The organism is Bacteroides sp. 1_1_14 (assembly GCF_000162515.1).
GTDB lineage: Bacteria > Bacteroidota > Bacteroidia > Bacteroidales > Bacteroidaceae > Bacteroides > Bacteroides thetaiotaomicron.
This window is the reverse complement of the sequence record NZ_GG774708.1, coordinates 225,297-239,329: the sequence shown is the minus strand read 5'-3', so window position 1 is coordinate 239,329 and position 14,033 is coordinate 225,297. Positions and strand designations below refer to the sequence as shown.

The window sequence follows — 14,033 nt, the reverse complement described above, 5'->3', positions numbered from 1 at the left end:
TAATTCCTTTCAGTGCATAAATTAATTCGTCCGCCTATAGTCGGACGCAAGTTTGCCTATAGGCGACGTTGCGTTTGCCTATAGCCGGATGAAACGTTGCCCATAGGCGGACGAATTAATTCATGCACTCGCAGGTATTATTTTTTATAGAGAAAAGGATTATTGTATTCGACTGCAATGATTGTAATAATAGGGTAGCAGATTCATAACGGTTTAAAAATGATTCAAGATACTACTGACTATCATTTGGCTCAAATCCGTATGATTTGTAATCAGATGTATGAAAGAAGCATGGAGGACTTGACAAACCGCTTTTAATGTTGTATATTTGTAAGTGTAAACCGGAAGCAAATTCAATAACATTGATAATATAGATGAAAAATGAGCAATAATAAGTATAATATAATAACAGATTGCAGGCATTCCCACTCCGGGTAATGCTTGTTGGATAGTCTGATATAAGCTAAGGGCTGAGATTCTTCATGGGAATTGCGGCCTTTTTTGTTGCTTAAAATGGATGTTTATTGCAGGAATAACGAAATTAGAGTTTATAATAAACTTGGAGGACGTTTATAATAAACGATGAAAGAATTTATTAATAAATGATTGGCGGTTACTGCATAATTAGTCAAAGTCTTTCGTATAGATATGGGTGCTGATTTTGAAAAGTTCTGTATCTTCTAAGTAAATCGATGAATTATTAATACACTACTCCCTTTCTCTTTTTGTGTCATTGAACTGAATACCTTACGAGGTAAGGAGAAGAATAATCTTCGGACTTAATTTTTATTTTCGCTTTATTAGCTATTAATGCGAATCAGCCGTTGATTCAAATCAAAGCAGAAATGCATTAAATGTATTTTTGTCATTCAGACGACCAACGAGAGAAAGAATCTCATTTTTTGTGTACAGGAAAAAAGATTCTTCGTCGTTATACTCCTCTGAATGACAGAGGCTATTATGAACCAGACTTTATCTACTTCTCTACATCTTGAATAAACCGTTCAATATAATCAGTCGGCAGCATCCCGAACTCTTTCTTAAAACACACACTGAAATACTTCGGATCATTAAAACCAACTATATATGCCAATTCTGAAACACGAATATTATTTCCCTTTTCTTCCATGATCCGGCAGGCAGCTTTCAAACGCACATTGCGAATAAAAGCAGAAGTATTCAAACCTGCCAAGGATTTCAGTTTCTTATATAGAGTCGATTTACTGGTAATCATTTCTTCGGCAAATTGTGTCTGGTCAAATGCAGCATCTGCCAAATGATTATTCACGCATTCAATGGCACGCTTTATAAAGTCTTCATCCAGACTTGTATAATTCAAGTCCTTTACTTCAAACACCAATTGATTCTTGAAGTCGCGTGCCGTACGTTCCTTATACTTCAGCAGGTTACGGATACGGGCATGCAACACCGTCAGGTTAAAAGGTTTGCTAATAAAAGCTTCCGCACCAGCTTCGTATGCTTCCGCACGGTCTTCTTCCTTATTCTTGGCAGTCAATAGAATCACCGGAATATGGCTGATTTCCAAATGACCTTTTACGTACTTACAGAATTCGATGCCATTCATTTCGGGCATCATCACATCCGATACAATCAGGTCAATATCCTCATTCTCCAATACCGTAATTCCCTCTTTCCCATTTTCGGCAGTAAAGACGTTGTAATCACGGTTCAGAAGTTTAGTCATCAATTGCAGCAACTCCTCATTGTCTTCGACCAGTAAGATAGAATTGGCTTTCTCCGCCACTTCTTCTACTTCATTGGCAGCTTCCACTTGCGTGACTTCATAAGTCACCGTCTTCTGTATCGGCAAGATTGCTTCATTATCTATTTGCTCTTCTTCATAATAAGAACGGTCAATAGGAATCCTCACGATGAACTCTGTTCCCTGATCGACTTCACTCTCTACTGAAATGGTTCCTCCGTGCAACTCCACCAAATCTTTTGTCAGGGAAAGTCCGATACCGGTGCCGATAGTATTGAACTTTCGATAATCTCCTTCGTAAAAGCGTTTGAACAGCATTTTCTGTTTCTCTTTTGAAATGCCTTTCCCGTTATCCTTCACTTTCAAGAGCACAAAATCTTTATTTTCATCATAAGACAAAGTTACTTGGATAAATCCGCCTTCCTTATTGTATTTAGCGGCGTTAGACAACAGATTATATAATATCTTATCCAATTTATCTGTATCGAAATAGCCGATAATAGCTTCCGGGTCGCAAAGTACAGAGAAATGTATCTTTCGTTTCTTCACCAGCGGTTGAAAACTTTCAGTCTCTCTTTTCACAAAATCCGCTATATCTCCCGGAGAAACACGCAATTTCAGATTTCCTGTCTCTGCTTTACGGAATTCAAGAATCTGCTGCAACAATCGTATTAATCGCTGTATATTGCTATTCATCACCGTATATAAATCATTATGACTAGGTGCCTGTGTCTTCAATTCATCCACCGTAGCCGAAATAATAGTCAACGGAGTTAATAGCTCATGCGTAATATTAGTAAAGAACTGTAATTTCGCATGATTCAATTCTTCTGCTTTTGCTTTTTCTATTTCACGCAGGCGCAATGCATTCCGAAGCAACATACGGTTCTTTGTTGTACGGTAAATCAAAATTCCTACGACCAACACCCATATTATATATAACAGATATGCCCACCAGGTAGCCCAGAAGGGAGGAAGGACTACCACTGTCAATTCACGCACATAGCCACTCCATTCTCCGTTCTCATTGGTTGCTTTCAACTGAAAAGTATATGTCCCGCTCGGCAGATTGTTATAATAAGCAAAGCGGCGGTCTGCATCCGTATACTGCCAATCCCTGTCAAAGTTCTGTAGCCGGTAAGCATATCTGTTTAGTTCGGGATTCTTATAGGTAAGGGCGGCAAATTCAATACTAAAATTATTGTATTTATGAGGAAGTTCAATCTTACTGGTATAGGTAGGCATTACCGGTGAAATCTTTTGTTGCAGTTCGACCGGCAATTTACTGAAAGAATGATTGAATATTTTAATATCTGTTATCAGGAAATTGGTTTCCTGAGAAGGTATTTCCATTTTATCGGGGAAAAAGCTGTTGTAGCCTTTATGTCCTCCAAAAAACAGCTCTCCATTCCGGCTGCACGATGAATTGACAATAAAATTATCCTGCAGCCCATCGGCAGAAGTATAAATGCGAGTCGAGAAATCATTTCCAATAGCAGCCACATAAAGCTTCACTAATCCGGATATTGTTCCCAACCATAAATTTCCACTTCTATCTTCTTCTATACTAACGATTACATCTCCCGGAATACTATACGCACGCGTCTTTTCTTCAAATTCTCCTTTGTTACGATTATAAAGGTATAATCCTCCTCCCTCAGTTCCTGCCCACAATCGTCCAAAACGATCAAGATGTATACACAGAACCGTATTGGTGATTAATTTACGATTATGGAAACTGTAATTCTCATACTTCAATGTAGAAGGTTGCCGGATATCTCCTGTTATATGAATCACACCCAAATTAGACGTTGCCAACCAAACGCTATTATCCATATCCTTTACGATATCTCTTACGTATATCCAGTCGGCAGACAGACTATCAGCAAAGTTCATCGTTTCAAAACGATAGTCAGTGCCATCAGATAATCGAACTCCTATTCCTCCGCGCGTACCAACCCAACAATTTCCCTCATAATCTTCGTACAAAGCCGATACACAATCGGAAGTAAGAAAGCCGCTATTTTGTGTAGTCAGATGTTTCACCTTTTCACCTTTCCGATAGACATAAATTCCTCCATTATACATGCCGAACCATATTTCACCACTCTTCTTACGTTGGATAACAGCAAAAAGAGAGGGCAAATCCTTTATACCGGAGAACTCCGGTATGTGCGAATACATTTTTAATTCTCCCGTCATATAATCTTTACAGGCTAATCCGTATGTTCCTACTCCAATCCATAAGTTCTGATCAGAATCGGCAAATAACGTACGGACAGAAGTCACCGGAATGTCTTCGTCTCCAAAATTCAGTGTATGTAGAGTAAATGCCGGCTGGCGTGTATCGGCCATCAGAACGCCACCACCAATAGCCCCTATCCACATATTCTTTTGATTATCACGCATAATTGAGTTAACCTCGTCAGAAGGAATGCGATAATCAGATTTGCCGGATTTATAATTAACAAAACCATCTGGCTCGTCAAGTTTTAAGATACTAAGTCCACTTCGCGTCCCGACCCATAGCGTATGGGTATTCAAATCTTCGTTTACATCATACACGATATTATCGGACAAACTGGAATCATCTCCATTTTCATGTAAAAAACATTGATAAGACACTTGTTGCATATCTTTAGGATTTCGTAATTTAAAAAGTCCGTATCCCCAGCTTCCTACCCAAATGTCTTTATTACTATCCTCATAAATGACATGAGAAGAATATTGATCATTGATTTTCGGATATACTTCCAGCTTATCCGTAGATGGAGAATAACGGAATAAACCTTGTGCCCAAGTTCCAATCCAGAGGTCTCCGTCCGAATCTTCCAATAAAGATTTTATTGTCACATACCTCAGCCTACTATCTCCCATATTATCTCCACAAACTACAAAAGTATCTTTCTCTGCAACATAACGACATAAACCGTTGTCCGTCCCCACCCAAACGGTATTATCACGAGTGACACACAAGGCTGATACTACATTATTAGAAATAGAAGGTACTTTATATTTTTTTATTTCCCCCGTTCTCTTGTCCATCACATTCAATCCTTCTGATGTACCAATCCATAGGTGGTTATTGTTATCATCAACCAGACAGGTGATGCTATTATTAGTCAATAAACCCGGAGAATAAAGGTTAGACTTATAAAGAGTGGTTTCGTATCCATTGTACTTACAAAGCCCATTACGGGTAGCGAACCAAATAAATCCATCTTTATCCTGATATACTTTTTGTACTTCGTTAGTCGGTAACGAGTGTGGGGCAGAAAGTTGTCTAAACTTTAGATTACAAATGACATCTTCTGTTGCCGACAGCAAAGTGGACCTCAAAAGCAAATACAGAATAAAACAGCACAACCTATAATAAGGAACAATAATTCTTGTGTTTTTCATACGATCATATTTTGTTCGTTATATGCAAATATAATAACTTACCATTATATATACGACCAAATTTATGAATAAAATATTTAATAAACAACGACTAGATCATGTCATCAATATAGATATACCGATAAGTAGAACTTTTTGAAGATTAATTCATCAGATAAATATGATTTTAGAACAGACCGACGAGTTATATAAGTTTTTTCATAAAACAAATATTCTAAGATAATGAGTCAATTACAGATTATCGAATTTTAATTTTCTGATCAAGCAAGTCATTAATATAGATACATAAAGTCCCTCTTTTATATTCTATTCTCAGACGGACATTTTCATACTTCTGCGGAGCATACCAGTTCCCTCCTGTGCTGCGAGACGTCATTTTCCAGCAGTCAGCCGTACCGAGTATATTCGTACTGTGATACACTTTTCCTTTATATCTTACTTCCGGTTTCATCGTCTGCCCATCCAGATAATATTCAAGGTCACCCAGTTGCAACAGGCAACCTTCATAATTATTCACATCTAAAGGAACCGTCTCTTCCAAGGTAAAGTCTTTCCGGGGATTGAAGCTAAAGTTCTTTCCTACTTTCGCTTTCTTTTTTATAGCCGCAAAACCTTTAAAATCGCAAGCGATCCCTGTACAATAGCCCTGCGGATATTGCGAACTCACAATCCAGTCATAATAATTGCCGTACATCCATGCCAGCCTTAAGGGGGTATTCTCTGAACTGGAAATTATGTAAGGACGCACATTATTCAGCTGCGAATTTCGAGTGATCGCTTCTGTAGAAATAATTTTCCCGTCCTCATCCAGCGTATATTTCATAATCTCATAGACTTTGCCATACTTACCTTCTATAGGCAACGAACAATATATGAGGCTGGTATTTGCCGGATCTATAGCCATACCGGCACTATAACATTTCTCCAAATTCGGTGTCTGATGAAAATGTCCGCCCGCATTAGCCAGGAAAGTCTTCTTCCATTCATGTCCATCCCATCCGGCATAGTAATAATCGTGAGAACTTTTATCACTACTGATACGTACCATCGCAATCACCGGATATCCTTTCTTATCTAAAGCGACCTGCCATACCCAATCGCGTTCAATAGGATTGTCTACCACAGTATATGGATATCGGGCTACATAGTCAGGAGTCTTGTTCACCCTAAATGTACCATCGGCAATAGTTGAAAGAGTATTTCCTTTCACATCTTTCAATTGCATCGTATGAATGTCGATGTAATTAAAGTAAAGGAAATTGGGATTTTCATTATCCGGATGCCCAGTGGTATAAGTCAAATAAATCTTATCTTTTCCATTAGACACATATTTTGCATAAGGTCGTGCTCCGGTGGACTTCACTATCTGATAAGCTCCCCATACAATACTGACATCATCTTTCTCATCCGGCAATGATAATTTGGCAATAGTGGGATGCCAGCCGATCCCCCGCCAACACAAATAAATATGTTCCGGATCATCCGACAGAATAAATGGAGAGGGATAAGTTGTATTGTTTCTGGTTTTAATAACCTTCTCTTCCCCCAACATCGTTATATCTCCCGGAATCTGCGAAATTCTGTAATAAAAACAAGCCTCATCCGTATGCCTGGAGTAAAAAATCATAATCCGTTCATCAGGCAATACTAAAAAGGTAGGATTATTGTGGTCGTCCGGCTGAAAATATGAGCGAATAAGTACTTCCTCTTGTTTTTCTTCTTAAAGTCATACTGCATGGCTTTAATATTACCATGTATATCAATATAGCCTATATATGTTTTATTTATAGTCCCACTTTCATTTTCATAATGTAATGCGCGAGGATCGGCAAACCAACACCAGGCACCTTCGGCTGTAACGGGATATCCTCCGCCGACAGGAACGTTTTCAGTTTTTTGCGCACTTAAGTGAATACTGGATACATATAAGATAGTCAAAAATAAGACAAAGCTTTTTTTCATGGTAATAGTGATAATATATTTAATGTTTTTGTGTTAGTTACTCGAACGAAATCTTCTTAGTTTCTCCCGTAGCCAAACGAATGGTAACATGCTTTTTATCATCCGACACTTCGACTGACTTCACCGGATTCAGTTCTTTTTTAGTAAAGCCTTTTTCTCCAATCTTTTTTTTCCACAACTGAAGTGTTACGTAGATTTTACTACCATCCAGCCGATCTGTAATCATGCTCAAAGCACACTTCTTACTAACAGGATGCACCCCCTCCGGATATACAGTATTTATCTTATTATTCCAGCCTGCTAATGGTATCATCACCAATTCATATTTGCCGTTAGAAAGTACCGGAACATTTTGTTTGTTTACCTTGCGATCTGTTTCACGAATCTCCGCATCAAGAGACGGCAGGGAGTAATGCCCCAAACAAATCTCCGTCGAATCGGGTACCAAAACCTTATCTACCCGCAATATACCATTCGGCAATGGAATGTCTGCCAACTGATAATTCACAGTACTATCTGTTTCGAGTACGGCATCACGACGATAAATTCCATCCTCAAAACTTCTGAACGTATAAAGTCTTAACACTTCCCATTCTCCGTTCTTGTTCTTCGTCCCATAATTCATTGAGATTTCTCCATTCTTACCGTCAGCCATCCAGGGAAACTCCGTATGATAGGCCAGTTTATTATAATTCTCCGTACTACGGAACTTCTGCCAGTCTTTTGCCACAGTCTCATGACACCACGAACGCATTTCAGATCCCCCGCAGTTCGGATAATTGGTAATCAATAAATTTGTTGCCGGCTGGAACTTATTATATACCTGTCCTTTCTTAAACACTTTCTCCCAAGGGCCGTTATTTTCTGTAGCCGACCAAAAATCCGCACTCTCCGGCAACAGTAAACTTAAAAAAGCCTTTCCACACCAATAAACGCTTCCCCGGCAACTGTATATCTGAACAGCCGGAGCAAAAGGCCCGTAAAATCCCATTGTCGGAATACCATCCTCCAAGAACTCCGGATTCTCCATGAATTGCAACAAGGTGGAAGAGGCAATTCTTCTCATCCAACCGTAATTTACGTCATCACTTTCACCGTATTCATACAAAGATAAAGGGGCAGTGGCAGCAAAGCGATAACAGATACTTCGCCCCCACATATTCATTTTACCCTCTCCACTAAACATATAGGGATAATTGTCAACCATATCGTGTTGGTTCTTCAGAAATTGTGCGGCATACTGAGGATACTGCTTTTTTCCGAACATTTCCGCCCAAATAGGTCCATAGATCTGATACGCCCATGCACTGTAATAATCATAAGCCGGCGCATCATTGTACCAACCTTCGCCCCGATAACGTGCCAGAAGTTTCTTCAGATTCGATTCCAGATAGCCCTCATTCACCACATATCCCTGATCTTTCAGAAAACTCAAAATAAACACATTAAAGAACATCCAGTTAGAACCGATAGTCGGCCCTTCTCCATAACTCAACATGGTAGCGGCAAGGGAATCTTTCTGTGCTTTTGTCAGCGGGTCCCACAAAACAGCCTGTGCAGCTTTCATAGAAATTGCCAAAGAGCCCAGTTCCAGAAGCGTTTGACTCGGTCCTCCCTGGCGATGTGAAATAAAGCTCTTGCTTTTCGGGTTGGAGATATTTATTAATTGATGGCGATAATAATCCGCCACTTTCACTCCATTCATTTCCAGTTCCGGATTCTCTTTTAAAAGGGGAGCAGCTACAAACAAGGTTCGTGCCAGTCCCTCCAGTTTTGCTACTGGGATTTGCCCTTCATTTTTTGGATATGTTTTATCCAATTGTTTCGGGAAATACATTTGATCATCCAAAGAATGGATATAATTGAACGCACCTCTTAGCAGGTATTCACCTGCCTGTATCCAATGATGCCGTGTCATTCCCGTATAAGGGCTTTTCTGATAGTCCGGCTGCTGAACAGTAAAAGTGTTTTCCTGTGCAACAGCGATTGATAATCCCAATGACGGGACAATAAACAATGACAGAAGTCCTGTCACTAAAACTTGTAAAATTCTTCTTTTCATTCCTCGAAAATAATTAGAGGTTTTCTATTAGGGTTACGATTTATCACAGTATTATTTATTTTAAGTCCTATCCCGGGGAACATTTTCTTAATGCGGTCTATCCCCTCCTCAGTTATCTTTCCGTATAGTTCCAAATCATCAACTTTCACTTTTGAGAATTCGTCCGGTATATCAATCTCATCTATAAAATAAATCTCTAACTGTTTTATTTCTTTGAGTTTTAATAAGATCGCAGGAAACTCTTTCACCTTAATCCTAATACCAGCCCCCATACCTTCAGTTTGCGCATCTGCTTCCAGCTTCTTCATAAACTCTTTATCACCCACATCCTTCTTTCTCACCATCCAACCGATCTGGGGTCGCAAAGCATAATTATCAAAGTTTTGCTTCAACCCTATAAAACCAGCCCAAAGTTCCAAAGGAGTCTCTATGATGGTATCATTATATACTTCCTTGTATGTCATGTCAACCTTTACTATCTCCTGCGGCAGACAATTAGTGCCTTCCAGTTGTTTCAATGTGTTTCGTCCTCCATCCTTATCGTAAGGGAAGAATTTGACAATCCATCCATCTATTATATTAGGAGCTCCATATTGTTTTTGTGAGTGATATTTAAACATATTCCGCCAAAAGTCCTTATCCACTTTTCCTTTTGACGCTTTTACAAACTCCTCTAAAAGAGGTTCCAGTTCGGATATCCACCATTCCAGTTCATATTTCTTTAGCTTCCTTGCTTTCTTCAGCACCTTCTTCCAGTCTTCGGGAGTCCCTTCGAGCGTTATTTGTGGGATTCCGCAAACAATACGCATCACCAAAAACTCAAAATAAGGTTTCATTGTCTCCATGATTGTTACTTCGGAAACCATTTTCTCCAGAGAGGTTGTTGTCGAGAAGTTACAGGTCAGCAAGTCTACCAAGTCATCTCCTACCTGTTCTTTTATCTGTTGGGTAAAGTCGGATACAATTCCTTCCCACTTTACAGTCGGATCATCCAATTGCTTATCTGCCATTACTATCAGGGATTGTTGACCTGAATAATCTACAAAATAATGCCTCATAGATTCTTTATTAGCTTCTACATGCCGTGCAAAACCTTGACTGATTAACAACCAAATCATGTCCGGTGACAAAACAAACGGCCTATGATCTGCATAAGCCCGATACATACCATTGAAAAAGGAGTTATAATTGTAAGATACTAAATATTCGGGAGCCTCACTTTTTGCTATGATATTAATATTCTCTCTTTTTACCTTGCCAAGCCATAACTTGACATCCGATAATATAAGCTCTTTATAAATATCATCGCATGACCTTGTCGAAAGCCAAATTTCCGGCTTTGAAAGTTCTTCCACTTCAAAGGTTATTCCGTTCTGAGCAAACGCAGTTATGCTGATAAAACAAAAAATAATACAAGTTTGATTCTCATGGTAATCGTGTGTTTTTATGTCTTGCAAAGGTAAAGCCTAATAACTAAAAGTATGTCTGATATTCATTCATTAAAATCTAATTTTAATTCATAATGACCTTTTTATCTCAAAATAACCTATTTTCGAAAAACAAATTTATTTAATACCAACATACTCTCCAACCATTTTCCCAAACGTAAGTATTCTTTTTTAAAGAAAGCAATAAACAAGCTCCAATATTCATTCATCAAGGTCTATTTAAAGGTATTTTCTTATTTTCATTTCCGTTTGAATGATATATAACCCTATTTGACGGATATATAATCTTTTTATTTAGGTAGATCCTCTATCTTTGTCGTACTTATAATAAAAATCTAATTATAAATATCATGAAGCATTTATTTACCAAAATCTTTCTATTCCACTTATTACTCATCGGAGCAGTACAAGTAACGGCACAAAATAAGAAATCCGGTAACCCTATTCTGCCGGGGTTCCATGCCGACCCCGAAGTTCTGTATTCTCATCAGACAAAACGCTATTATATTTACCCCACCAGTGACGGATTTCCGGGATGGGGCGGAAGTTATTTTAAGGTCTTTTCATCGAAGAATTTAAAGACATGGAAAGAAGAGACTGTGATTCTGGAGATGGGCAAAAATGTGTCTTGGGCAAACGGAAACGCATGGGCTCCCTGCATTGAAGAAAAGAAGATAGACGGGAAGTATAAATACTTCTTTTATTATAGTGCCAACCCGACGACCAACAAAGGCAAGCAGATAGGAGTTGCCGTAGCCGACTCCCCCACCGGACCTTTCACTGATTTGGGCAAACCTATCATCACCTCTTCTCCCACAGGACGGGGACAGCAGATTGATGTGGATGTATTCACCGACCCCGTATCCGGCAAAAGCTACCTCTATTGGGGTAACGGTTACATGGCAGGAGCCGAGCTCAACGACGACATGCTGTCCGTCAAAGAAGAGACAACGGTAGTATTAACTCCCAAAGGAGGGACTTTGCAGACTTACGCATACCGTGAAGCTCCTTACGTTATTTATAGAAAAGGAGTTTACTACTTCTTCTGGTCTGTAGACGACACCGGTTCCCCCAACTACCACGTTGTTTATGGTACCGCCCAGTCACCACTCGGTCCGATCGAAGTAGCCAAAGCCCCGATAGTACTCATTCAAAATCCAAAAGAAGAAATCTACGGACCTGCCCACAACTCTATCCTGCAAGTACCGGGAAAAGACAAATGGTATATCGTATACCACCGTATCAACAAGAACCATCTGAATGACGGACCGGGCTGGCACCGCGAAGTATGTATTGACCGGATGGAATTCAATCCGGACGGAACAATCAAACAGGTAATCCCGACACCATAACACCACAACAAAGATTCATACTAAAATAATACCAAGATGAAAAACGTTCTGACTGCGACATTCCTGACCTGCATCTGCATAACAGGCAGCGCGCAAATAAATCATGGATATCCTATAAACCCTGTTCCCTTTACTTCCGTTAAAGTGACGGACAACTTTTGGGGACAGCGCCTTCAAGCAAGCCGTGAAGTAACCATCCCTCTGGCATTCAGCAAATGTGAAGAGACGGGACGTTACGAAAACTTTGTAAAGGCAGCACATCCCAGCGATACCTACAAAGTAGAGGGCTTCTCTTTCGACGATACCGATGTATACAAAACAATAGAAGGAGCCAGTTACTCTCTGCAAACCTATCCGGACAAGAAACTGCAAAAGTACATTGACAGCGTACTCGTCATCGTTGCCGGAGCACAGGAACCGGACGGTTACCTTTATACAGCCCGCACCATGAATCCGAAGCACCCGCACAACTGGGCAGGAAAAGAGCGTTGGGTAGCGGTAAAGAACCTAAGTCATGAGTTCTACAATCTCGGGCACATGATAGAAGGAGCTGTAGCACATTATCAAGCTACCGGAAAACGAAACTTCCTCAATATTGCCATTAAATATGCCGACTGTGTCTGCCGCGAAATCGGCAACGGCCCTCAACAGAAGAAATACGTACCAGGGCATCAGATAGCCGAAATGGCTTTAGTCAAACTATACATGGTGACGGGAGACAAAAAGTATCTTGATCAGGCAAAGTTCTTCCTGGATACCCGTGGATATACCAGCCGGAAAGACGCCTATAGTCAGGCACACAAACCTGTGGTAGAACAGGATGAAGCCGTAGGACATGCCGTACGTGCCGTATATATGTACTCCGGCATGGCAGATGTGGCAGCCATCACTGGAGATAGCAGCTACATCAAAGCGATAGACAAGATTTGGGACAACATTGTTTCTAAAAAGATTTATATAACCGGAGGTATCGGTGCACGCCATGCAGGCGAAGCATTCGGCAACAACTACGAGCTGCCCAACCAGTCCGCTTATTGTGAAACCTGCGCCGCTATCGGCAATGTATACATGAACTACCGTCTTTTCCTGCTGCACGGAGACGCCAAATATTTCGATGTCTTGGAACGCACACTATACAACGGTCTGATATCGGGCGTATCACTGGACGGAGGTTCTTTCTTCTACCCCAACCCGCTGTCTTCTAACGGAAAATACAGCCGCAAACCTTGGTTCGGCTGCGCCTGCTGCCCTTCAAACGTCAGCCGTTTCATTCCGTCATTACCGGGATATGTATATGCCGTGAAGAACGATCAGGTATACGTGAACCTTTATCTTTCCAACAAAGCCGAGCTAAAGGTAGACAAGAAAAAGATTCTGCTGGAACAAGAAACCGGCTATCCCTGGAATGGGGACATCCGCCTGAAAATAACGCAGGGCAATCAGGACTTCACCATGAAACTCCGTATCCCCGGCTGGGTACGTGGCAATGTACTTCCCAGTGACCTGTATTCTTACGCCGACAATCAGAAACCTGCCTACCAAGTATCCGTAAACGGACAGACAGTAGAAAGCGATGTCAATGATGGCTACCTCAGCATCGCCCGCAAATGGAAAAAGGGAGATGTGGTAGAAGTACATTTCGACATGATCCCCCGAATAGTAAAGGCAAATCCCAAAGTAGAAGCCGATCACGGACGTGTTGCCGTTGAACGCGGCCCCATCGTTTATTGCGCAGAATGGCCGGACAACAGATTCAACGTCCACAGCATACTTCTCAACCAACATCCGCAATTCAAGGTAACAGACAAACCGGAGTTACTTTACGGCATCCGTCAGATAACGACCGATGCGCAGGCATTAAGTTATGACAAAGCAGGAAAACTGGTAACTAAAGACGTAGAACTCACATTGATACCCTATTATGCCTGGGCACATCGGGGCGAAGGCGACATGGAAGTATGGCTGCCTATCGATGTAAGCGCCACGTCGGCACAGCCACAGAAAGCGGGACAATGGGAAGATAACGGATTCTTTAAGAATTAATAATAAGCTGAGTCGAAGATAAGAAAGTACAGAGAGCTTTT

General features: G+C 40.5%; 5 protein-coding genes and 1 pseudogene. 2 read left to right on the top strand and 4 right to left on the bottom strand.

Going from position 1 to position 14,033, the window contains the following annotated elements:
- Nucleotides 1-976: 976 nt before the first annotated feature.
- From HMPREF9007_RS07365 to HMPREF9007_RS07380, 4 genes and pseudogenes are all read right to left on the bottom strand, one after another.
- Nucleotides 977-5,125 (bottom strand): hybrid sensor histidine kinase/response regulator transcription factor, encoded by a 4,149-nt coding sequence (locus HMPREF9007_RS07365; protein ID WP_008762617.1) that lies wholly within the window; start codon nucleotides 5,123-5,125, stop codon nucleotides 977-979.
- Nucleotides 5,126-5,363: 238 nt separating this feature from the next.
- Nucleotides 5,364-7,087: pseudogene (locus tag HMPREF9007_RS07370) on the bottom strand (BNR repeat-containing protein).
- Between the two features lie 37 nt (nucleotides 7,088-7,124).
- On the bottom strand, nucleotides 7,125-9,149 hold the full coding sequence (locus HMPREF9007_RS07375; protein ID WP_022472057.1) for a DUF2264 domain-containing protein: 2,025 nt from the start codon (nucleotides 9,147-9,149) through the stop codon (nucleotides 7,125-7,127).
- The gene (locus HMPREF9007_RS07380) at nucleotides 9,146-10,561 is read right to left on the bottom strand and encodes a DUF4419 domain-containing protein (RefSeq protein ID WP_129593475.1); all 1,416 of its coding nucleotides are present in this window, start codon (nucleotides 10,559-10,561) and stop codon (nucleotides 9,146-9,148) included. Before HMPREF9007_RS07380 ends, HMPREF9007_RS07375 begins: the two co-directional genes overlap by 4 nt.
- Before the next feature lie 386 nt (nucleotides 10,562-10,947).
- Between HMPREF9007_RS07380 and HMPREF9007_RS07385 the strand changes: the two genes are divergently transcribed.
- Nucleotides 10,948-11,949 (top strand): family 43 glycosylhydrolase, encoded by a 1,002-nt coding sequence (locus HMPREF9007_RS07385; RefSeq protein ID WP_008762614.1) that lies wholly within the window; start codon nucleotides 10,948-10,950, stop codon nucleotides 11,947-11,949.
- A 36-nt stretch (nucleotides 11,950-11,985) separates the two neighbouring features.
- Nucleotides 11,986-13,992, top strand: coding sequence for a glycoside hydrolase family 127 protein (locus tag HMPREF9007_RS07390; RefSeq protein ID WP_008762613.1), 2,007 nt, complete (start codon nucleotides 11,986-11,988; stop codon nucleotides 13,990-13,992).
- Nucleotides 13,993-14,033 lie beyond the last annotated feature (41 nt).

What these genes read in the sequence shown, in the direction of transcription:
- HMPREF9007_RS07375 (WP_022472057.1), bottom strand. Translation starts at nt 9,149, where the DNA reads ATGAAAAGAAGAATTTTACAAGTTTTAGTGACAGGACTTCTGTCATTG.
- HMPREF9007_RS07385 (WP_008762614.1), top strand. Translation starts at nt 10,948, where the DNA reads ATGAAGCATTTATTTACCAAAATCTTTCTATTCCACTTATTACTCATC.
- HMPREF9007_RS07390 (WP_008762613.1), top strand. Translation starts at nt 11,986, where the DNA reads ATGAAAAACGTTCTGACTGCGACATTCCTGACCTGCATCTGCATAACA.
- HMPREF9007_RS07365 (WP_008762617.1), bottom strand. Translation starts at nt 5,125, where the DNA reads ATGAAAAACACAAGAATTATTGTTCCTTATTATAGGTTGTGCTGTTTT.